The following is a 21776-nucleotide window of genomic DNA, read 5'->3' on the forward strand; positions in this document are numbered from 1 at the left end:
GGCACTATCACGAATGAACCAGCCAACTGAGCACACCCTTGCTTGATACCCCCATGGGGTATGGCGTATCCAGGTGCCATGAACCCCGGAGAGCGATCGAGCAAGGACACAGACGGGCCTGCTCGCCACCCACGCCAAGCAACCGACACGACGGGCAGCGCTGCCGGACCGGCCGAGGAGAGCCGCCCGGCGGCCCCATCGGTCAGGACCGGCCCAGGCGAGCAGCCGCAACATCACGAACCCGGTGCGCACGAGGGGCACGGCGGGCATCAGGGACACGACGGTCACGGCGATCATGGCGATCACGTCGGGCAGTTCCGGCGGCTGTTCTGGGTCATGCTCGTCCTGGCCGTCCCCGTGGTCGGGTTCAACGACATGTTCGCCCACCTGGTCGGCTATCACCTGCCTGCCGGCGAGTGGGTGCGGTGGGTCTCCCCGGTGCTGGGCACGGTGATCTACCTGTGGGGAGGGCGTCCGTTCCTCACCGGCGCCATCGCAGAGATCCGCTCGCGCACGCCGGGCATGATGCTGCTGATCGGCCTGGCGATCACAGTCGCGTTCATCGCGTCCTGGGGTGCCAGCCTGGGCCTGCTCGACGGCGAGCTGAACTTCTGGTGGGAGCTCGCGCTGCTGGTCGTGATCATGCTGCTGGGTCACTGGATCGAGATGCGCTCACTGGCCCAGACCACCTCGGCGCTGGACTCCCTGGCGGCGCTGCTGCCCGACGAGGCCGAGCGGGTCGATCACGGCGATGTCGTCGTCACCGTCTCACCGGCCGACCTGGTGGTCGGAGACGTGGTCATCGTCCGGCCCGGCTCGTCGGTGCCCGCCGACGGAACGATCGTGGACGGGGCGGCGAGCATGGACGAGTCCATGGTGACCGGGGAGTCCCGTACGGTGCGGCGCCAGACTGGCGATCAGGTCGTGGCAGGCACCGTTGCGACCGACTCGGGCCTGCGGGTCGAGGTCACGGCGACCGGGGACGATACCGCACTGGCCGGGATCCGCCGGCTCGTGGCCGACGCCCAGGCATCGTCGTCGCGGGCTCAGCGTCTGGCCGACACCGCGGCCGGGTGGTTGTTCTGGTTCGCCCTCGGCGCAGCAGTGCTCACCGCGGTGGTCTGGTCTCTGGTCGGGTTGCCCGACACCGCCGTGGTGCGCACCATCACCGTGCTCGTCATCGCCTGCCCGCATGCTCTCGGGCTGGCCATCCCGCTGGTGGTCTCCATCGCCACCGAGCGTGCCGCCCGTGGCGGCGTGCTGGTGAAGGATCGTCTGGCGTTGGAGTCGATGCGCACCGTCGATGCCGTGCTGTTCGACAAGACCGGGACCCTCACCAGGGGTGAGCCGACCGTCATCGACATCGAGCCGGGAGAGGGCCGTGCCGTGGACGAGGTGCTCGCTCTCGCGGCCGCGGCCGAGTCCGACAGCGAACATCCCCTGGCCCGAGCGATCGTCGGCGCGGCTAGCAACCGGGGCTTGACCGTGCCCCCGGCGCGCGAGTTCTCCTCGTCTCCTGCGGTCGGGGTCGAGGCCACCGTGGACGGCACGCGGATCCAGGTCGGCGGACCCCATCTGCTTGACCAGCACGGCGCCGCCGAGTTCGCGGTCGCGGACCAGTGGCGCCGCCAAGGGGCGATCATCCTGCACGTCCTCGCTGACGGGAAGGTCATCGCTGCGCTGCGACTGGCAGACGAGATCAGGCCCGAATCCCGGGAGGCGGTCGAGGCCCTGCACGCCGTCGGCACCCAGGTGGTCATGATCACCGGCGATGCCCGGGCCGTGGCCGAGACCGTCGCTGCCGACCTCGGCATCGACCGGGTCTTCGCCGGAGTCCGCCCGGAGGACAAGGCCGCCAAGGTGGCCGAGCTGCAGAGCGAGGGTCGTCGGGTCGCGATGGTCGGCGACGGCGTCAACGACGCTCCTGCCCTGGCCCAGGCCGACGTGGGTATCGCGATCGGCGCCGGGACCGACGTCGCGATCGGTTCCGCCGGCGTCATCCTCGCCTCGTCCGACCCGAGGTCGGTGCTCTCGGTGATCGACCTGTCACGCGCGTCCTACCGGAAGATGAAGCAGAACCTGTGGTGGGCGGCCGGCTACAACCTGGCCTCCGTCCCGCTCGCGGCCGGGGTGCTCGCTCCCGTCGGGTTCGTCCTGCCGATGAGCGTCGGCGCCATCCTGATGTCCGCATCGACCGTCGTCGTCGCCCTCAACGCTCAGCTTCTTCGCCGTCTCGACCTGACGCCGGCGCGCAGCACAGCACGTCTCGCCGGCGCCGACACCACCGGGTGATGCCCTCGTGTCGCGGTCGGGCCTCGGTAGCTCATCGACCGCCGTGACCATGCGGGGCAACGGTTCGTGCGGCGTGAGCAGGACAAGCTGCGTCGAGGTGGACGGAGGTGGCTTACGTCGGTGGTGCTGTCGGTCCGTGACTGGCCGGCCTGTCAGAGCGAGGGCACAGCACGCGCGGACCGGGCAGCCCTGCCGGTACCGTGATTGCATGGGCAACAGGCGAGAAGGGTTGCAGCTGGTGCTGCTGGTCCTGCCTGTTCTGCTCGGTCTGATCGGAATGCACGCACTCGTCGCCCCGGCCCCCGCGGCAGACACCGGGCACGGGATGGCGGTCGCAGCGGCCGCGGCCGGGCACAGCGACCACCGGGCCGACGCGGCATCCGCGCAGCAGGCACCGATGGCGTCCGAGCAGCCGATGCCCGCCGGCCACGGCGAGCACGACGCCACCCACGCGCTGCATCTGTGCCTGGCCGTACTGGCCGCCGCTGGGGTCGCGTTGCTTTCGGTGTGGCTTTTCCTCGGGCGCCTGCCGCTTCCGACAGCGGTCGCCGCGGCCCTCCAGCGCCCCCGCGGCCGCCCTGCGCAGCGGCCGCCCCCCGTCTCCCGACGACTCGCTCAGCTCTGCGTGTTGCGGACCTGATCGGCCCCCGGCGCGGCAGAGCGTCGGGTCCCGGCCGATCACCCGTCCTCGACACGGAGAGTCAGAACCACACATGAAGATCACCCGCGTGGCCACCGCGGCCACGACACTGACCGCTGCCCTCGTGCTGTCGGCCTGCGGCGGCGCAGAGCCTGCCGGCAGCGCCCCACCCGCGGCTCCGGCACCCGCACCGACCAGCGCCGCCGCTCCGAGCGCGGTGGTCTCCGCCGAGCACAACCAGGCCGACATCGCCTTCGCCCAGGGCATGATCCCGCACCACCAGCAGGCCGTGGAGATGTCGAAGCTGGCCACCGACCGCGCCGGCAGCGACGACGTCCGCGGCCTGGCCACCGAGATCGAGCAGGCCCAAGGCCCCGAAATCGCGCAGATGCAGGCCTTCCTCACCACCTGGGGCGCACCCACATCCGGTGCCATGCCCGGGATGGACCAGGGCGGCATGCCGGGAATGGACCACGGCGGGATGGGGCAGGGCGGCATGGATCACGGCGGTATGGCCGGGATGATGACGCCGGACCAGATGCGTCAACTCGAGCAGGCCAACGGCGCCGACTTCGACCGCATGTTCCTCGAGATGATGATCGCCCACCACGAGGGGGCGGTGCAGATGGCCCAGACCGAACTCGCCGGCGGAATCAATCCCGAGGCGAAGGCACTGGCCCAGCAGATCATCGACGCCCAGCAGGCCGAGATCGGCCAGATGCGCGGGCTGCTCGGCTGACCGTCCTCCGGCCACGGGCGACGACGGCGACAGAGAGCCGCACGCACCCTGGCCGATACGGGTGGGGGGTATGTACCGTGACAGTCATACCCCCCACCCGTATTGACGACGGAGGCTGTCCGATGGTGAAGAGCGCGAGTCGGCCCGCTGCCCGAGGTCCACTCTCGGCCATGGTCGCGGCCGCCAGATCCGAGCCCGGCCGTGCGGTCCTGCGCTGCCTGCTCGGGTGCGCGGTGCGAGCGCTGTCTGCCCACACACCCCCCGGCGACCGCCGCGCGCCACATTGCGAGGGTCGATGACCACGCAGCCACGACGGCCTCGACATCCTGCCCACGGTTCGGCCCGCCGAACCGACCGCGATGCCGGAGCACGCCCCGGCTGAAGAGAGACCACCACCGCTGATGATCGACTCACCTCCGGTAGACCGCACGAACCTCAAGCTCGGTAGACCCCGAGCACCCCTGACCTATGCCGTGCTGACCGCGGGCATCGCCGTGCTGCTGATGGGCTGCGGCGGACCGGCTCAACCGGCCGCCGCGCCCGCCACCGCCGGCACCGCCGGCGTGTTCGAGCAGGTCGGCCACGTCCACGGGGTCGGAGTCGACCCTGCCGACGGCAGCACGGTCATCGCCGGCCATCACGGCCTGTTCAGCCTCACCGCCGAGGGAACAGTGACGCCGCGCCAGAACCCGCAGGCCGGCGGCCCCGACCTGATGGGCTTCACCGTCGCCGGCCCGAACACCTACCTGGCCAGCGGCCACCCCGCCCCGCAGGACACCAGCACACCGAACCCGCTCGGCCTGGTCCGCAGCACCGACCGCGGTGCGACGTGGGAGCCGATCAGCCTGCACGGCGAGGTCGACTTCCACGCCCTCGACGTCGACGGCACAGTTGTCGCCGGCCTCGACGCCACCCGCGGACTGCTCCTGACCAGCACCGACAGCGGCCAGAACTGGCAACAAGGGGCGTCGCTGTCCGCTCTCGACATCGCCTTGGCACCCGGGGAGAACACCCGGATCCTGGCCACCACCGAGGCCGGAGTGATGGCCAGCCATGACGGCGGCACCACCTTCACCAGCATCGCCGGGAGCCCGCTACTGGCCTACCTGGCATGGGCCGACGACGGCAGCGTGTATGGGATCGCACCGGAAGGAACGCTGTACGCCAGCACCGACCGCGGCGTGACCTGGCAGCGTCGGGGCGCCACCGCGGCCCCACCGCAAGCGATCAGTGCCGAACACGGAGGCCGGCTGACGGTAGTGACCGAAGTCGGGGTCGAGCGGTCCACCGACGGCGGCGTCACGCTGCAGCAGCTCGCCTAACCGGAAACTCCCACCGGAGCCGGGCGTACTGGAAGTGATCGTCCACGGGACTGTAAGAACATCGGTGTAACTCCGATCAAGGAGTGTGGACCCGATGACTGTACTGCCCGGACAGGTTGGTCAACCTGCTGATCGGTGGGAGACCACCGATGGCGGTGTGGGGCCTGTGGTGGTTGTACTCGTGCAGCCACCCGGGTAGCGCCTTTCGGCGTTGCGACTCGCCGGTGTAGAGCCGGGCGAAGGCCCAGCCGTCGGCGAGAGTGCGGTGGAACCGTTCGATCTTTCCGTTGGTCTGTGGGCGGTAGGGACGGGTGCGTTTCGGGGTGATCCGCAGCGCGTGGCAGGTGTCGCGCCAGGCGTGGGAGCGGTAGGCCGAGCCGTTGTCGGACAGGACTCGGCGGGTGGTGACCCCGCGGGCGGAGAACCAGGCCACCGCGCGGCGCAGCACAGCGATCGCGGTGGCGGCGGTTTCGTCGTCGTGGATCTCGGCGTAGGCCAGGCGGGAGTGGTCGTCGAGCACGGTGTGGACGAACGCGGTGCCATCTTCGCCTGGTGGTGGGCGTTGCGAAGTTTCCCAGGGGTCGCGGCCCGGTTGCGGTCTCCCTGGGCGCGCCCGACATAGCGCCAGCCGCCGCCGTCGGGGATGTTGCCCAGCTTCTTCACATCCACGTGCAGCAGATCCCCGGGGGCGGGGTGTTCGTAGCGGCGCACCGGTTCTCCGGTGGCGCGGTCGACATGGGCGAGGCGGTTGATCCGACACCGCACCAGCACCCGGTGCACGGTCGAGGCAGCGACACCGACCCGGTCGGCGATCTGGACCGGGCCCAGGCGCTTCTTCCAGCGCAGGTGCACGATCCGGCGCACCACCGGTGCCGGCGTCGCCCGCGGCCAGTGGTGCGGCCGGCTGGAGCGATCGGCCATGCCGGCCGGGCCGTCGAGGCGGTAGCGGTCGGCCCAGCGTTTCGCGGTCGGCCAGGCCACCTGGAACCGGGCAGCGGCCGCAGCGATCGGCACGTCGCCCTCGACGATCAGACGCGCCAGGCGCAGTCGGCCGCGTTCGGACAGTGGAGCGTTAGCGTGGACCACGAGGACCTCCTGTGGTTGTGGGTGCGGGTGCCTTCGACAGCTCCACACCCTCCGCAGGAGGTCCTCACCCTTCAAGATCAGCTAGATCGTGTCGTCACACGAGTTCGACCAACGTCTCCGGTCAGTACAGCTAGCGATGGGGCAGAGCGATCAGGGCATTCAGATCAGGGCATTCGTCTGCGGCGATGCTGCGACCGTGTCGTGCTCACCAGTGAAGGCCCTGGGGCGGCCATGCGTCGGCCGGCCACCGACCACTGCAGCCGATCGCTGGGGGCACCAGGCCACAGCGCGCATCCCCATCGTCCGACTCCGCGCTGCTCGACGCGACGACGCGGATGCAGGGTCGCCACGAGCCGGCTGGAGCAAGCTGATTCCGCCGACAGCGCGGTGTGGTCGTTCAATCACGGGTACTGCCGAGGCCGATTGGAGCTAGCCGTATCGGCGGCGGCACGCACTACCTGGAAGTGCGTGCTGCCGCGGAACCGGACGGGACGCACGATGCGTCCGTCGGACCGCCTGTACACCCGCACTCGTGAAACCTGTTGCGGGGTACGTGCCGTGGCCCGCCGCCATCGGCCAAGGGCCTCACCACAGAGGGCCGGGAGCCGCTGCGTCTCGATCACGATGACGCCCGCGAATCGGGTTCATCGATAAAGCTGGTGCAGTCGTCCAGCTGCCGAGCTGTGTGACCTTGAGATCCTGGCCCTCGGGTTGCGCTGTCCTGCACCGACGCGCCACGAGGCTTGGGTAGGGTCTTGTCTCCACCGGTGCAGGACTGAGCGGCCGAGGCGTGGTCGACGTACTCGGTCCTACCACCGGTAGTCGACCATGGCGTGCCGGGAACGCTGCTCTCGGACGCTGCCCGACCGTCGAGCTCAGCACGGGGCACGCGGGCTTCGAATGCGAGTAGCTCGAGGTGATGCTCGATAACAGCCGAACGCTCCACCCAGCGGCCCGTGCGCACCAGAAAGACCATGTTGCCGTTGTCAGCGATGAGCCCGTGGCGGAGAACCGCCGTGGCGTGGTCGAGGACATGTCTGGACCCGACGGAACCACTCGGCATACCAGCGTCATGGAGACTGAGGACAAAACGGTCGATGAGCATATCGGGACTAAAGCCGGGAGCACCAGTCCACGTCACAATGAGTGACGCCTTCTGGGGCGTCGGTCCGTGACCTGTCCGACTGAGAACCTGCCGGCGTCCACGTCCGTTCAACAACGTGTCGCTCCGCAGCACAGAAAGCACAGAGTCTCGCACCCAGTGGAAAGAATGAATGTCCTCATACATGAATGGATCCCTTGATTCGTATCCGCAATCGACAACAGACTCGGAGAGTAGGGTGGCAGCGGGCAGAATGAGACATGAGCGAGCATTTTGCCAGCGGCCACATAGGAGCTGACTCGAAGACAATTGTGACGCAGTCCAGAGTCGCAGATCGAATTGCGACCGAAGCAACCGATCATCAAGTACCTGTCGATACAACGACAGCGAAGTATGTGCCGAGTAAGGTCAGGCGGTAACTGAAGACGTCAAGGCAGGAACCTAGATGAACTAGCCCTTGAATGATTGAAATATAGTGGGGTCGCGACGACCCGTTAAGCTCCCTGGCGAAAATAGCGCGAGCCAGCGACCAGAAACGTTCGCAGCGGCGCTTCCGGTTCGCATAGCCGCATCTGCAGGCATGCCGCAGGCGCCGTCTGCATAGCTCACCCAGTCAGCTCCGGCGGCTCGTCAGCCTTCAGCAGCCGGGAGCCTCAGCGCCTGGAGGACCACGACGAGCCGACTGCAACCTCCAGCCGCACCACCGCAGCATCGAGCCATGCCGACGCGCACGACACAGCCGAGTGACGGGTCGCCGCACCGAACGACTGCGCGGAGTCAAGCGAGCGAATCGCGCTCGCAAGTAGCCCACCACGAGGTCGGTGGCAGCACCACAGATCAGGACCATCGCGACGGTCAGCACACTGACAGCGAGCTGGGGCCCGGTCACCCCATCCGAAAATGGGTGAGGCCAGACACCGCCCGGCGGCGTCAACCACTCCAGCCCAGATGCTTCAGTCGAGCGCCCCAGCCACTTGCCCGCTAGGTGCAGGGCGGGCTGGATCACGATGGTCGCGCTGAGGAGGCTTAACAGGCTGCGGAATTGCGGCGCGATCCACCAATGCAGCCCGGTGACCGTTCCGACCAGGACAACCAGGTAGAGAGCGTGTGTCGGTTGTTCCCGACCGAGCACATCAACCATCAGCGCCGCCACAACCGTGGCGATCAGCCCACTGGCCCAAGCGCCGCGTGACTGTGACATCCCGCCGACGCGCGCAATCCTCGTCCGAGACTGCGCGGCCGATGCCATGTCCCCAGTCTCCCTGCGCCGTGCTGTGACAACGCTGAGAGACCGTGCCGGACCATCGTCGCCAGCAATCCGCGAGATGAGCTCGGTCGCGCTGCCCGATACTACTGTGCGCGACCGCCTGACGTGTATCGTCACTCGTGCCGGTAGCTCGGCTGAGTGGTGTCGGACCGGGCCCCCACCGGACTGGACGGATACGGGCGCGGCAGCACCGGCCGGTAGCGGCGTTGCCAGAGCGAGCCTGTCGTCGCAGGCCGTCAGGGCCAAGCCCGCAGCTAGGCGGTAGTGATCGGCAACCGCATTCGCCGGCCGACTAACACGATGGCGTCCCATCAGCCGGCCGACTGCCCCGGATGCGGCTCTGCACCGCTTGACCAGTGGCTCGATCAGCGGCGAAAGGACACGTGGATGTGATCGTAGTGCCCGCCCACCGGATCTGCGGCGTCGTACACCCCGCCGCCGGTGTAGTCGCTCCACTGTCCGGGATCTGTCTCGGGCCGTAGCCAGATCTGGCCCTGCCAGATGATGTAGGAGACGTCGAGGGCGACGGCGTTGCGCCGGAACCACTCGGCGATCAGCCAGCCGTCATCGACGTCGCGGTCGGAGGCGAAGGTGCCGGCGGGTCCGGGGAACAGGTCGCACCCCTTCCCGAGGGGGTGATCGCTGGTCGGGTTCGCCGGGCGGTCGGCGAAGCACCGTGTCGAGGTCAGATACGGGCTATCGCTGAGCGCGCCGAAAGTGGTCCGGACCTGCTCCAGTGCGAACCGCGTCGTGGGGGTCACACAGCCCCGGGAGGTGGGGTCGTCCTCGGTGCAGCCGGCTGGGCGCGGCCCCGGGTCGTCGCCGATCACCGCACTCGAGGGGTCGGCGCAGCTGCCGCCGTCCGCGATCGTGCGTGCCCCGGTGGTTCGCGCCGCCCCGTCACCGACCTCGGTGAGCACGTTCGCGGCGGTGTCCTCCCATTTGGCGTAGGCGGTCGGGAACGCCGAGCGTTGGACCGCCTGGGCGGCCTCCCACAGCTCCATGTCGGCCCATCCGGGGATCTGCAGCAGGCGGTCGTAGAAGATCGCGGCCGAGTACCGGGGATCGGTGACCTGCTCGGCCGAGCCCCAGCCCATCGACGGGCGTTGCTGGAACAGCCCGAGCGAGTCACGGTCGCCGTAGTCGAGGTTGCGCAGGCCGGATTCCTGCAGCGCGGTGGCCACGGCGATCCACACAGCCCGCTCCGGGACCGCGCGGTCACGGCCAACCGCGATGATGGTTGCGGCGTTGGCCAGTTGTTCGGCGCCGAGTCCGCTGGGGCCGGTCGCGGAGATGGGCACGGCCGCTGCCGGGGGCAGACAATCCGGCCTGATCGCTACCGGGGTGAGGAAGTGCCCCATCGTGATCCGGACCAACACCAGCCCCGCGGCGAGGACCCCCACGACGACACCGACGGCGAGCAGCCGAACACCCAGCCGCCGCAACGCCACGGCGGCGTGTCCGACGCCGTTCACCGCCCCATGACGGACGCGCCGCTCGGTGGTCGTCGCGGACGGCTGGGCTTGTCCGCTCCTGCGGGGGTCACCATCGTCGGGCGGCCCCAGGCAGGTCGGCCAGCGGCCGCGTCGTCTCCACCGGCGTGGGAACCGGCGGCTGCTGGGCAGCACCGATGGCCGGTAGCGGGCGGGTCGGGCTGTCGTCGTGCTGGCCGACCGCCCACAGTTGGGTGGTCGGGGGGTCGCCATCCGGTTCGCTCTGCGCTGCTTGGGTGTCCTCGGCGGGTGCGGTGAGCAGTCCGCGCCGATACAGCACCGCGAGGGCGAACCCGCACAGCAGCCCAATGACCAGTAACACCAACCACGGCGCGTAGGGGGCGCCGAGCGAGCGGGCCAGGTCGATCGCCCAGCCCGTCCCCGCGTTGCCGAGCAGGATCCCGACCCCGCACACGGTGTTGTAGAAGCCGTAGTGGGTCGCGACGAGCCGGTTGCGGGCGAGCCCGACGATGGTGTCCATCTCGAACGGCAGGACCACGGCGGTCCCGATCGCGAGCAGCGCCGCGGTCGACAGCAACGCCGCCACCCCCAGCACCGTCGCGATCATCGCGCTGACGTCGGGCAGCGCGACCAGCAACCCGTCGGCAGCGAGCAGCGGCACAAAGGCCACGCCGAGCACGACCAGGCCCCGGCTCAGCGAGCCCGCCGGCCCCCACCGCGCACGACACCAGGCGGTGACCTTCATCTGGGCCGCGATGGTGACCCCGCCGGACACGACATACAACGCTGTCACCAACGCCGTGCCCAGGTTCCCGTCGCCGGCCAGGGTTCGGGCGTGCAACGGCAGCGCCAGATACACCTGATACGACAAGACGTAGGTGCCGATCATCGCGACCGAGAAGGGCAGGAAGCCCCGGGTCGTGGCGACGTCGCGCCACTGCGCGAGGACCGGGCGCCGATCACCGTCGCCGCCGCCGTCACCGCGGCGGGCCGGCAGGGCCCGGATCTGCAGCACCGTGAGCACGGCGAACACGGCGGCGGCGACCAGGCAGGTGACGGCGAAGCCGATGCCGGTCAGTGCCAGTCCGACGATCGGGCCGATCAGGATGCCCGCCTGGTAGAAGATGCTGAACAGGGCGAACGCCTCGACGCGCCGCTCACCGGTGTCATGGGCGATGTAGGCGCGCACGGCCGGGTTGAACAGCGCCCCGGCGAATCCGGTCGCTGCCGAGGCCACGACCAGGGCCGGGACGTTGTCGACCAGGCCGATCAGTGCGAATCCGCCGGTGCGCAAGGCGCAGCCGGCCACGATCATCGGCTTGTAGCCGAACCGGTCGGCCAGGCTGCCCCCGACCAGGAACATGCCCTGCTGGGAGAAGTTCCGTACCCCGAGGATCACCCCGACCATCAGCACCGAGAGCCCCAGGCCCTGGGACAGGTGGTCGGCCAGGTACGGGATGAGCATGTAGAAGCCGAGATTGATGGTCAGCTGGTTGAGCAGCAGCAGCTGGACCGGCCGGTCGAACGACCGGTACCTGTCGAGGACGCGCATCAGCTCTCCGCCCTGTCGGGCGCGAGCACCGTGGTGCAGCGGGTCCAGCGGTGGACTTCGATCGCGTCGGGTCGGTCGATGACGTCCGGGGCGTGCACGGGTGGGCCGCTGACGGTGATCCCCTTCGCCTCGCAGAACTCGTCGTTGTAGACGGTGTCGAAGTAGCGCTGCGGCCCGTCGGGGAAGATCGCGGCAATCCGGGTGTCCTGTGGCCGGGTCCGGGCGAGCCAGCCGGCCACCGCACCGACCGCGCCCACGCTCCAGCCGCCGCTGGCATAGCTGGCACACGCCATCGCCCGGCATGCCGACACTGCTTCGTCCGCCCCGACCCAATGCACTTCGGAGAAGATGCTGTGATCGACGTTGCGCGGATGGATGCTCGAACCCAGCCCGCGCATCAGTCGCGGTCGTGCCGGCTGCCCGAAGATCGTCGATCCGACGGTGTCGACGCCGACGACCTCGAGCTCGGGCAGGTACCGGCGCAGCGCACTCGAGATTCCCGCCGAGTGACCGCCGGTGCCGACCGAGCACACCAGCACGTCGATGTGGCCGAGTTGGCTGCGCAGCTCGTCGGCCAGGGTGGCGTAGGCGCTGACGTTGTCGGGGTTGTTGTACTGGTCGGGGCACCACGCGCCGGGATGCTGGTCGAGGATCTCGGCGACGCGCTCGCGACGCGCCTGCTGCCACCCACCGCTCGCTGCAGCGGCCTGCACGGTCACCACCTCGGCGCCGTAGGCACGCAGCAACCGGTACATCAGCGGTTCCATACCCGGATCGGATACCAGCGTCACAGGGTGGCCGAAGGCGATACCGGCCAGCGCCAGTCCCAGGCCCAGCGTGCCGCTGGTCGATTCGACGATCCGGGCACCCGGCTGCAGGTCACCGCGCTCGCGCGCTTGCTCGACCATGTGCAGCGCGGGGCGGTCCTTGATGCCGCCGGGATTGGCGCCCTCGAGCTTGGCCCAGAAGCCCCGCCCGCTGGGGGCAAACGGCGCGTCGATCCACACCGTCGGGGTGGACCCGACGACGTCGGTCAACCTCAGGCAACGCCGGAGCGCGCCCGGGCGATCCAAGGGAGCAGTAGTGAAGGGCAGGGACATGACAGACCTCGTTCAGGCGCAGCGATACGCCGCGCCGGGGAGCAGGGATGGGACGCAAGAAGAAGGCGCCTCGGGCGATAGCCCCAGGGCGGACGCTTCTAGGTCCGAGAGATCTGCGCCAAGGTCAGGTGGTCACGCCCGGCAGCCGGCCGGGCGGGTGTGGTCTCGACCGCGCTCACCGTCCACGGGGGTGCACGTGGTGCAGCCACCAGGCGAACGGTGACACCGGCTCCTGCCACGACGTCGGGCAGAGCGGAACGGTCCCCGCGAGCCGTCAGAGTCGACTCGTCATGGCCACCGGCGTCATGGCATGCCGGCGCGTCGTGATCCGAATGCGGCGCGGGGCCGCTATCGGCCTCGGCTTCGTCGTGATGGTGCTGACCCGGCGGGTGGCCGACCGCAGCTGTCGCGTACAGCTGCGATACCGCGGACTGCGCCGATGATCCGTCGACGACGAGCTCAGGCTCATGGGACGACGCCGGGTGCAGCCCACACACCAACACCATCGCGGCCAGAACGGCAAAAAGGACAAACCGTCGATTCCGGAAGCCCAGCTCCCGCGCTTTCAGCGCACCGACGGTCTCGCTCACAGTGACCGAACCGTACCAACGCCACAGTCGAGGTAGCGCGCGGAGTCGAGACCAAGCACGAGTCTGCTCTCCTGGCCGAGACCACCGCCTCGCCTCTGCCCCCTTGGCCGCCGGTCTCGACGGCCAAGGACTGACCGAAAGCCTGAGCACCCCGCTTGAGCCGAGGCGGGACACCCCGCTGGTGCTGCACTGGCACCAAGCTCATGCCCCGCCCCGCCCCGCCCCGCCCTGCCCACGTCCGCTGCCGACCTCAGCGGGTACCCCCCCCCCCGGCGCCCCGTGGCTGGCGGAGCCCACGGCCAAGAGAGGATGCGCTGCTGCGATCAGGACTCCTGCCCCTCCAGAACCTCGAGGTGAGCGCTGGGTGCGCAGAGGCGTGGTTCGCGACTGTGGCGTGATCCGGATGAAGGCATATGGTCTAGAGCTAGATCAGGGAGTACTGGGCTGTCGAGGGATCGCGAGGGCGGACACGCCCGCCGCCACCAGAGCTGCCACCGCGGCGAAGCCGAACGCCTGCTGGTAGCCGGTGTCTCCTCCCGCGGCCAGGCTCACCGCGGCGATACTCGACACCGTCGCGACGCCGATCGAGGCACCGAATTCGTGGAAGGTGCTGAGGAGGCCGGAGGCTATGCCCGCCTCGTGTGCCTCGACCTGTCCGAGTGCGGTGGCGGAGGCGACCACGAAGAGAGCTCCGATGCCGAAGGCGCCGAACGAGACCCCGATGGTGGTCGCAAGGGTGGTGGGCCAGAGCGCGGGCACGAGCAGGCCGATGGCGGCGACGACCATGCCGGCGGCGCCGAGGGTCCGGGCGCCCAGGCGCGCGATCAGGCGCCCGCCGAGGTTCGCGCCGGTCATGGTCGCGACCGCGATCGGCAGGAAAAGCAGGCCGGTGGTGAGCGGTCCGTGCCCGGCGGACTGCTGGAAGTAGAAGGTGCCGAGGAAGAACACCGCGACCATGAGCGCGGTGGCGATCAGGATGACGAATACTCCTGCGCCGACAGGTCGGCGGGCGAGCAGCCCGAGGTCCATCAGCGGTGACGCCGCGGTCCGCTGACGCCATCCGAACAGTAGGTAGAGCACTAGCGCTGCTGCGGTGGTGACCAGCGTCGGCGCGCTGACCCAACCCTGCTCGCCTGCGACGGTGAGGGCGTAGATGGCCGAACCCGTGGCCGCAGTGACCAGCAGCGCCCCGACGACGTCGAGCGTCGGGCGGTGCCCGGTCGGCGGCGGCGGCAGCGGCGGCAGGACACGGAGCAACCCGAAGAGTACGACGAGACCGACCGGGATGTTGAGGAAGAACACCCACGGCCATCCCGGTCCGGCGGTGATCAGCCCCCCGAGCAGGACCCCGACGGCGGCACCTCCGCCTCCGAGCGCGGACCAGATCCCCAGCGCACGGTTGCGCTCGTCGCCGCTGAACAGCCGCACCACGACCGACAGAGCCGCCGGGGACAGCATCGCCGCACCGAGCCCCTGGGCGACCCGGCCGGTCAGTAGGAGCCCGCCGTTGTCGGCCAAGCCAGCCATGAGCGAGCCCGCGGTGAACACGGACAGCCCGGCGTAGACCACCGGACGGGCTCCGAACAGGTCCGCGCTGCGGCCGCCGAGAAGCATTAGACCACCGAAGGTCAGCGTGTAGGCGGCGACGACCCAGGTCACCGCCTCCCGGGACAGGCCGAGGTCGACCCCCATCTGCGGGAGAGCGACCGCGACGACCGTGACGTCGAGGATGAGCATGAACTGGGCAGTTCCCAGCAGGGCCAGGGCTGCCCATCGGTGGGGATGGGCAGCCCTGGCAGTCGGAGGCCGGGCTTCGGATGTGGACACTGATCGACTCCTAACTCGTACATCAATGTTCAGCTTGAGCGCTGGTACCGTAACTCATACACTTATGTTCAGGTAGTGGAGGATTCATGGTGAGCATCACGGCGACCGTCGGCACGAAGCGGGCCGACGCCGTCCGCAACATCGAGCGCGCACTGGACGCGGCGGTGACCTGCTTGTCGGCGCGCCCGAACGCGACAATGGCCGAGATCGCGAAGCAGGCCGGGATCGGTCGGGTGACCCTCTACGGGCACTTCGCGTCCCGCGCGGAACTCATCGACGCGGTCGTCGCCAGAGTCGTCGAACGGGGCGACGAGGCACTGGCGCAGGTCGACCTCGACGGTGACCCGAGGGCCGCACTCGAACGGCTGATCAGGAGTAGCTGGCGGCTCGTCGACGAGGCGCGGACCGTGATCGCCGCCGCGGAGGCCGAGCTGCCGGCCGAGCGGATCCGAAGTCTCCACGACAGCCCGGCCGCGCGGGTTCAAGCCCTGATCGAACGAGGCCGCGACGACGGGGCCTTCCGCGACGACACGCCCGTGACGTGGCAGATCGCCGTGCTGCACCAGGTTCTGCACGGCGGGGTCGCCGAGGTCGCCGCCGGCCGTGTGGCCCTCTCCGACGCTCCCGACCTCATCACGACGACTGTGTTCGATCTGCTCGATCGTCGTTGACAGCCACGTAAAGAACGTCCAGCCCTCACAGCGGTGCCAGAACCCGCCCCATTGGGCCGCGTGGCCAAGGTCAGTCAGAACGCCTGGGGTGGCCTGGCGGCACTGCGGCCTACGGCGGCCAACTTCACAGACCTCTTTGGCCCGGCGTGACGCGTTGCGGCGAAGTCCGGTTAAGGACACCGGAAGGACGCTTCCGGCACCCCAGCTGGCGCGGGCTGAGACTCGACCGCGACCTGGACGACCGGTGATGGTCACCCCCGCGATGACGCCTGGCCCCGGGGCCGGGCCGTCTCTGTGCTGCGACCAATGCCACCAGCCCCCGGCCGACCCGCTGCAGCAGATCCTGATGAGCGCGGTGTGGCTGGTCCCCGACCCCGACGGTCCGACCACCGCACGCTACTGCCGAACCTGCCCGCCGGCCGGACCGATCACCGACCTCACATGCGCGCGCTGCGGCGACGGCCCCCTGCTCGTCGGAGACCTCGCCGCCGACCCCCACGGACCCGACGACGTACTGCCCGCAGCCGCGCAGCGGTGGCTCACCGCGGCAGGTTGGCGTCTCGACGGGCCGATGTGCCCGAACTGCCGACCCCGCCAATGACCACCGCGCCGGGCGGGACCGCCACCGACGCCGTCCGAGTCACTGTCGTACCCATCCGGTACACCAGACCCAGCCCCCAGTCCGGCCGTCCCCGCGGAGTCGAGAAGAACCCGAGATGAACGCTGACACGACCGGCGAGCTCGCCGCCGCCTCGCCCGGGTCCTGGACCCGGTCGCGTTCGACGACCGAGCGGAACCGCGCACCCTCGGCCAGCTGTGGGACCAGGTGTCCCGGCGAATGACGGCCCAGGAGCATGCCCGGCGCGCGATCACCGCCGGCTGGACCTTGCCGGACAGACCATGACCGCCACCCAGCCCCGTGTGCCCACCCGGCGGGGTGACCCGGTGCGCCGGGAGCGCCCCGGTGGGCGCCCCCGGCTGTGCGGTTCGGCGCGGGGCTCGACCGTGCACCACACCTCGGCGGGATGCCCGGTGGCGGCGCGGCTACTCGCTGAGCCACGATCGGGGGCGTGGACCTGACGCCTCTCCAGCGCGTGACGCTGCACCGCCTCGTCGTGGGCGAGGTGACGGGAGCGACGGCGCATCGGCGGTCGCTGCGGTGGCTGCGTCGGTACGGGCTCGTGGACGCGGACGGCTGCCCCACCGACGAGGGGCGGGCGTACCTGGTCGAGCTGCGAGCGGAGGTGCAGCGCCGGAGGGACGCACGCGAGGAGGCGGAGAACCGGCGGCGCCGCGAGGACCCGGCGTGGGGGATGCGGGACGCGATCCGGCGGTGGAAGGCCGGCGACCGTGACGGGTGACGGGCCTTCCGCGGAGGAGCTGACCGATGCTGCGGTGGCGCGGATCCAGGCGGTGTGCGACGCGGAGCGGATGCGGTACGAGGAGGTCGTCGGACGCGACCCGTCAGTGAAGGCCGCGATGGAGGGCCGGTACCCCGATGAGCTGTCGGCGTGCGTGCACGCGGTGCGGGACGCCTACTGCGCGGAGGGGGTCTCCCGGGAGCGGGCGGCGCAGGCGTCCGAGGCGTGGCTGATGATCAAGTCCGGGGTGCGGGGTGACCTCGCGTTCGGGGACGAGATCCTGGCGGACTTCGCGTCGGGGAAGCTCCGGCGTGGCGGGTCAGGGCTCGGCGCACAGCCGTAGTTGTCCACCCGGAGTGGACACGGCAGTCCGGCCGGGGCGTACCATCGTCGGTGTGGTCCGTCCATGAAGCTTCGCGACGTCGAGCGAGCGCTCCGCGCTCACGGCTGCCGCGTGCTGTCGGACTCCGGGCCGCACACCAAGTGGGGCTGCCCCTGCGGCGCCCACATCACGCCGGTCCCCCGGCACCGCACCATCTCCCCCGGAGTGGTGCGCAGCATCGGCAAGCGCATGGAGTGCCTGCCGGAAGGGTGGTTGCAGTGACGTCGACGTACTTCGTGACCGCGCACCGGTGGGAGCGCGGCTGGGAACTCCACATCGCCGACGCCGCCGGCCAGGAGGTCGGCGTGACCCAGTGCCGCACCCTCGGCGGCGCCGAGGCGATGGTGCGGGACTACCTCGCCCTGGACGACCGGGACGGGGACGCGCCGCTGGAGATCCGGCCGGTGTTCGACCCTGCCGTGCAGGAGCAGGTCACCGCGTCCCGGGCTCGGATTCGGGCGGCGCAGCTGGAGCAGGAGGCCGCGGCGAAGGAGTCCCGCGCCGCGGTTGCGCGGCTCGACGAGCTCGGGCTGTCCGGGACGGAGATCGCGCAGGTCCTCCAGCTGTCCAAGCAGCGGGTGTCGGACCTGCGGAAGGCGTCCCGGTAAGCCGGGGAGAGGATGGCCGGCGTGAGTGATGAGACCGCGCCGCAGGACGTCCCGACCGTGAGGAGCCGCCTCGCGTGGCTCGGTGAGGACGCCATCGCGGAGCACTTCGCCGCCGGGCGGATCCACCTCGACGGCGTCCGTGTGACGGACCTGGACGCTCCGGCGCCGGAGGGCACGCGGCCCGTGCTCCGCTGAGTCGTCCGTCCCTGGTGTGGTATGAGCCGGGACGGCCGCACGGCCCGCCCCCGCTGGTTCCGGGGGCGGGCCGTCGTCGTCAGTGGGAAGGTCGTCGGGGTGGTTGCAACAGCGTGAAGGGCACCGGTCACGGCGCTGGCTCCCCGCGTACGCGCGCAGAGAACCCAACCGGTGGGCCAGGTCGAGGATCATTTGCGATCAGGGCTCCGGTGCGATGTTGTAGGCGACATGGCTGATCGTGACGGGCATCGGCGCTGGGTGGCTCCGCCGACTTGGCCGGCGCCGCCGCACGGCTGGGTTCCACCGTCCGGTTGGCAACCCGATCCTCGGTGGGGACCTGCGCCTCCGGGATGGCAGTTCTGGGACGACACCGCCGAAGAACTCCCCGCGGACAGTCAGGTGGGTGATCCCGCCGCAGCGGTGGACGAGACCGCAACTGAGCCGCAGAAGCGGTCGGGGCCCGGCGTTCGGGCGGAGGACGACGACACCGGTGACAGCCCGGTTCTGGGACACAAGGCAGAGAAGATCGCAGCCGAGGTGCTGTTCCACATCCGCGACGCGGCCCCGGCGGGCGAGGTCGTGCGGGCGGTGTTCCGCGCGAACAGCCTGCGGCCACTGGCGAACTTCGTCGCGATCACCAACGTCCGCATCGTCGTGGGAGACACCACCGACCAGGGCCGCAAGTACCTCAAGCGCCACGTGCTGGTCGACGACCTCGCCGAGTACAACCTGCGCAAGTACCCCGGTAGCACCCCCCGCCTGCGAGTGCTTACCAAGACCGGTGAGGACGTCTTCCTCACCCAGATGTTGCACCGCCAGGACAACGAAGCGGTCGACGCAGCGCTGGCCCGTCTGATGGCCAAACCTGGTCCTGCAGAGGTCATCGCCGCCGCACGCCAGCGAGGTCTGACCCCTTATGGGACGGGGAGCGCTGCGACGCCGCCTCGAGTTGCGCTCGTCCACGATGACGCGCGGCGCCTGCTGTCCTTGGCAGCAGCCGCCGCAGAAGCCGGCGACATCACCCACGAGGAAGGCTTCCTACGCGATGTGATGAGCCTGGCCGGCCGGGCGCCCTTGCTCTCACGGACCGAAGTCCGCCAATGGCTCCGCCTGCAGATCGACCGTGACCACGGCAAAGGTCTCATCCGCCGCGGAGCGACCCTGCTCGGAGCTATCGAATCGATTCGCGGCGAGGGGGTCACCGTCTTCAGCGACCGGATCCTGCACGGCATCCGGGTACACCGAATGGACCCCTTCGTCTCTGCCGCGGTCCAACTCGACGGGAACGTCGTGGTCTCCCACCGGCCGACCCTGACCCGCATGATGGTCGGCTCGGTTCTCCCTGGCACCGCGTTGATCCCGGGGTTGGCGTTCCAGAAGAAGCAGGAACACGACAACCGCACCGCTACCGTCACCATCAGCCACCCCGAATGGTCGGTCGGCATCGCCATCAACCCCGACCAGCTCGCGTCGCCGCGCTCCATCGCCGGCCGGATCAACGCCACCGCGGACCAGCTCCAGAGGCAGGAGGCACTTCCCACTACCGATATCGGCGCCAACAACGAATCCGACCGCATCAGCAAACTTGAACGAATCGCCGCGCTACTTGCCCAGGGCCTTATCACACAAGAGCAGGCCAGCACCCTGCGTGATGACGTGATGCGCTAGCGCTCTAGGACCAGGGTCGCGTACCGCTTGCGACACGTCGTCGCAAGATCGGCCTTAGAGCCGTATCGCAACGCAAGATCATCCGTTTCATCCGGTACACCACGAATCGACCGGACGGACATCATGCGCGCCCTACTCCTCCCCGCTCTGCTCATCGTCGCCGCCACTCTCACCGGATGCGGTGGCGATGAGACCGCCACTCCCACCACCGTGACGGTGACGGCACCGCCCCCGGCCGCTGCATCCCCCTCGACGACGACCGCTCCAGTGCAAGACCTTGAGATCCCCGATGTCGAGGGCAAGAACGGCGCCATCGCACTCGATGAGCTGGAGCGAGCCGGGTTCACCAACGTTCAGGCCGGGTCTGCCGACGAGCAGGACACCGTGGTCATCAACGCAGCGAATTGGAAGGTCGTCTCGATCGAGCCGGGAGCGGGCGAGACGATCCCGTCGGACTCCACTGTCGTGCTCACGATGACCAAGCAGTAGCTGGGGAGACGCTCGCGACCCCACCACCATGCGCGGCAACGAACATCACGTCCTAGATCCATCCGACTGGATCGTCTACCCTCCTTCGTATCAACGAATGGACGGCCGGATGAGGGCTGGGTCTCGCCGCCGGCGGGCACCGATAGGCGTGGTCGCCGGGGCTGTCGCGTTGCTCGTGGCCGTGCTCCCCGCCGAGGAGTCCGCGGTCGCGGTGACGCGGTCGGCGACGGTCGGCGTCGAGCGGACCCCGGCCGTGGCCGCCGCGGCTGTGCGGGCGGCGGTCCCGCTGGGCGGCCTGGAGGTCCCGGATCCGCTCGCTCTGGACTCGGGTGGTCGTGTTACCAGCGTGCGCCAGTGGGAGCAGCAGCGCCGCCCGCAGCTGCTCGAGGCCTTCCAGGAGAACGTCTACGGCACCTCGCTGCCCGCACCGACGAAGACGACGTTCTCCGAGGACAGCAGCGGGGGCGGCGGGTCGGCCAAGAAGGTCACGATCGCGGTGACCGGGCCTGAGGGCACGGCGAGCTTCACGCTGCGGCTGTTCACCCCGTCGTCGGGCAAGCCGAAGGGCACGTTCCTGCTGATCGACCACCGGGGTTCGGTGGGAGACGACCCGGGTTCGGGGGGCTACGCCCCGGTCTCGACGATCACCGGTGACGGCTATGCCCTGGCCGCGCTCAACGCCGAGGAAGTCGCCCCCGACGACGCGGGCTCCTACCGCAACGGTGTGATCAACGCGTTCTACCCCGCTGGGCAGGATCTCCCGGCCGACGCGGGTCGCACGATCAGTGCGTGGGCGTGGGGCGCCAGCCGAGCGATGGACTACCTGCAGACCGACCCCGATATCGACCCGAGCAAGGTCGCGGTGATCGGACACTCCCGCGGTGGGAAGGCCGCGCTGTGGGCCGGCGCCCAGGACCCGCGGTTCCCGGTGGTCATCTCGAACAACTCTGGCTCCACCGGGGCGAAGCTCGCCCGCCGCGACTCCTCGGGCGAGTCGATCTCGGCGATCAACTCCCAGTTCCCGCACTGGTTCCCCGAGACCTACAAGCGTTTCGACGGCAACGCCGACGCCCTGCCGGTGGATCAGAACGAGCTGCTCGCGCTGATCGCGCCGGGCCGGGTCGTGGTCGCCTCGGCCGCCGACGACGGCAACGCCGACCCGCAGGGCGAGTTCCTCTCCTACCTCGGTGCCGCCCCCGTCTATGAGCTCTACGGGCTCGGGGAGACCGGCTTGTCCTCCGCGAACTGGCCACCGGCCACGGGGAAGGGTTTCCGCGGCCCGGGGATGAGCTATCACCTGCGATCCGGGGGGCACGGGCTTGAAGACGCCGACTGGCAGATCTACCTGGGCAGCAACCTGTTCACGCGCTGATCAGCGGCGTCGTGTCGCAGCCGCGGTCGCCGGCGCGGCCGCGGCGCTGCTCCTCGTCG

Annotated in this window: 18 protein-coding genes and 1 pseudogene; 13 read left to right on the top strand and 6 right to left on the bottom strand. The window is 69.8% G+C overall.

The features are described 5' to 3' along the window. The first annotated feature begins 78 nt into the window (after positions 1 to 78). The 4 genes from KPF22_RS30120 (at position 79) to KPF22_RS30135 (ending at position 4993) form a co-directional block, all read left to right on the top strand. Positions 79 to 2292: a heavy metal translocating P-type ATPase gene (locus KPF22_RS30120; RefSeq protein WP_224404079.1), complete on the top strand. Its 2214-nt coding sequence runs from the start codon at positions 79 to 81 to the stop codon at positions 2290 to 2292. A 208-nt stretch (positions 2293 to 2500) separates the two neighbouring features. Continuing rightward, positions 2501 to 2932, top strand: a complete 432-nt coding sequence (locus tag KPF22_RS30125; protein ID WP_224404080.1) for a DUF6153 family protein — start codon at positions 2501 to 2503, stop codon at positions 2930 to 2932. 73 nt (positions 2933 to 3005) lie between these two features. Further along, a complete protein-coding gene (locus KPF22_RS30130) occupies positions 3006 to 3671 on the top strand; it encodes a DUF305 domain-containing protein (protein WP_224404081.1) in 666 nt (221 codons plus the stop codon). A 359-nt stretch (positions 3672 to 4030) separates the two neighbouring features. After that, positions 4031 to 4993, top strand: a complete 963-nt coding sequence (locus tag KPF22_RS30135; RefSeq protein WP_224404082.1) for a F510_1955 family glycosylhydrolase — start codon at positions 4031 to 4033, stop codon at positions 4991 to 4993. A 76-nt stretch (positions 4994 to 5069) separates the two neighbouring features. On the opposite strand, the pseudogene KPF22_RS30140 reads toward KPF22_RS30135, so the two are convergent. From KPF22_RS30140 to KPF22_RS30165, 6 genes and pseudogenes are all read right to left on the bottom strand, one after another. Beyond that, positions 5070 to 6079: pseudogene (locus KPF22_RS30140) on the bottom strand (IS481 family transposase). Between the two features lie 2734 nt (positions 6080 to 8813). Further along, on the bottom strand, positions 8814 to 9923 hold the full coding sequence (locus KPF22_RS30145) for a hypothetical protein (RefSeq protein ID WP_224404083.1): 1110 nt from the start codon (positions 9921 to 9923) through the stop codon (positions 8814 to 8816). A gap of 67 nt (positions 9924 to 9990) precedes the next feature. Continuing rightward, entirely contained in the window at positions 9991 to 11454 is a 1464-nt protein-coding gene (locus tag KPF22_RS30150) for an MFS transporter (protein WP_224404084.1), read from the bottom strand. Continuing rightward, positions 11454 to 12554, bottom strand: a complete 1101-nt coding sequence (locus KPF22_RS30155) for a PLP-dependent cysteine synthase family protein (RefSeq protein ID WP_374107546.1) — start codon at positions 12552 to 12554, stop codon at positions 11454 to 11456. Before KPF22_RS30155 ends, KPF22_RS30150 begins: the two co-directional genes overlap by 1 nt. Before the next feature lie 98 nt (positions 12555 to 12652). Beyond that, positions 12653 to 13144: a hypothetical protein gene (locus KPF22_RS30160; RefSeq protein WP_224404085.1), complete on the bottom strand. Its 492-nt coding sequence runs from the start codon at positions 13142 to 13144 to the stop codon at positions 12653 to 12655. A 429-nt stretch (positions 13145 to 13573) separates the two neighbouring features. Next, a complete protein-coding gene (locus KPF22_RS30165) occupies positions 13574 to 14881 on the bottom strand; it encodes an MFS transporter (protein WP_224404086.1) in 1308 nt (435 codons plus the stop codon). Positions 14882 to 15057: 176 nt separating this feature from the next. Between KPF22_RS30165 and KPF22_RS30170 the strand changes: the two genes are divergently transcribed. The 9 genes from KPF22_RS30170 (at position 15058) to KPF22_RS30210 (ending at position 21717) form a co-directional block, all read left to right on the top strand. Then, on the top strand, positions 15058 to 15642 hold the full coding sequence (locus KPF22_RS30170; protein WP_224404087.1) for a TetR/AcrR family transcriptional regulator: 585 nt from the start codon (positions 15058 to 15060) through the stop codon (positions 15640 to 15642). 1070 nt (positions 15643 to 16712) lie between these two features. Further along, positions 16713 to 17003 carry a hypothetical protein gene (locus KPF22_RS30175; RefSeq protein ID WP_224404088.1) on the top strand — a complete coding sequence of 97 codons (291 nt, stop codon included), beginning with the start codon at positions 16713 to 16715 and terminating at the stop codon, positions 17001 to 17003. Next, on the top strand, positions 16993 to 17346 hold the full coding sequence (locus KPF22_RS30180) for a hypothetical protein (protein WP_224404089.1): 354 nt from the start codon (positions 16993 to 16995) through the stop codon (positions 17344 to 17346). Before KPF22_RS30175 ends, KPF22_RS30180 begins: the two co-directional genes overlap by 11 nt. Positions 17347 to 17409: 63 nt before the next feature. After that, entirely contained in the window at positions 17410 to 17607 is a 198-nt protein-coding gene (locus KPF22_RS30185) for a type II toxin-antitoxin system HicA family toxin (RefSeq protein WP_224404090.1), read from the top strand. After that, a complete protein-coding gene (locus KPF22_RS30190; RefSeq protein WP_224404091.1) occupies positions 17604 to 17993 on the top strand; it encodes a hypothetical protein in 390 nt (129 codons plus the stop codon). Before KPF22_RS30185 ends, KPF22_RS30190 begins: the two co-directional genes overlap by 4 nt. A 21-nt stretch (positions 17994 to 18014) precedes the next feature. Beyond that, positions 18015 to 18188: a hypothetical protein gene (locus KPF22_RS30195; protein WP_178376943.1), complete on the top strand. Its 174-nt coding sequence runs from the start codon at positions 18015 to 18017 to the stop codon at positions 18186 to 18188. A 399-nt stretch (positions 18189 to 18587) separates the two neighbouring features. Continuing rightward, positions 18588 to 19856 (top strand): hypothetical protein, encoded by a 1269-nt coding sequence (locus KPF22_RS30200; RefSeq protein ID WP_224404092.1) that lies wholly within the window; start codon positions 18588 to 18590, stop codon positions 19854 to 19856. Positions 19857 to 19979: 123 nt separating this feature from the next. After that, a complete protein-coding gene (locus KPF22_RS30205; protein ID WP_224404093.1) occupies positions 19980 to 20345 on the top strand; it encodes a PASTA domain-containing protein in 366 nt (121 codons plus the stop codon). Between the two features lie 148 nt (positions 20346 to 20493). Beyond that, positions 20494 to 21717 carry an acetylxylan esterase gene (locus tag KPF22_RS30210; RefSeq protein WP_224404094.1) on the top strand — a complete coding sequence of 408 codons (1224 nt, stop codon included), beginning with the start codon at positions 20494 to 20496 and terminating at the stop codon, positions 21715 to 21717. Positions 21718 to 21776: the final 59 nt, after the last annotated feature.

The organism is Pseudonocardia sp. ICBG1034 (genome assembly GCF_020131375.1).
GTDB classification, from domain to species: Bacteria; Actinomycetota; Actinomycetes; order Mycobacteriales; family Pseudonocardiaceae; genus Pseudonocardia; species Pseudonocardia alni.

Bases quoted from the DNA above. Each gene is read 5' to 3' on its own strand.
- KPF22_RS30120 (WP_224404079.1), top strand. From the start codon at position 79: ATGAACCCCGGAGAGCGATCGAGCAAGGACACAGACGGGCCTGCTCGC.
- KPF22_RS30125 (WP_224404080.1), top strand. From the start codon at position 2,501: ATGGGCAACAGGCGAGAAGGGTTGCAGCTGGTGCTGCTGGTCCTGCCT.
- KPF22_RS30130 (WP_224404081.1), top strand. From the start codon at position 3,006: ATGAAGATCACCCGCGTGGCCACCGCGGCCACGACACTGACCGCTGCC.
- KPF22_RS30135 (WP_224404082.1), top strand. From the start codon at position 4,031: ATGCCGGAGCACGCCCCGGCTGAAGAGAGACCACCACCGCTGATGATC.
- KPF22_RS30150 (WP_224404084.1), bottom strand. From the start codon at position 11,454: ATGCGCGTCCTCGACAGGTACCGGTCGTTCGACCGGCCGGTCCAGCTG.
- KPF22_RS30155 (WP_374107546.1), bottom strand. From the start codon at position 12,554: ATGTCCCTGCCCTTCACTACTGCTCCCTTGGATCGCCCGGGCGCGCTC.
- KPF22_RS30165 (WP_224404086.1), bottom strand. From the start codon at position 14,881: ATGCTCATCCTCGACGTCACGGTCGTCGCGGTCGCTCTCCCGCAGATG.
- KPF22_RS30170 (WP_224404087.1), top strand. From the start codon at position 15,058: ATGGTGAGCATCACGGCGACCGTCGGCACGAAGCGGGCCGACGCCGTC.
- KPF22_RS30185 (WP_224404090.1), top strand. From the start codon at position 17,410: ATGAAGCTTCGCGACGTCGAGCGAGCGCTCCGCGCTCACGGCTGCCGC.
- KPF22_RS30205 (WP_224404093.1), top strand. From the start codon at position 19,980: ATGCGCGCCCTACTCCTCCCCGCTCTGCTCATCGTCGCCGCCACTCTC.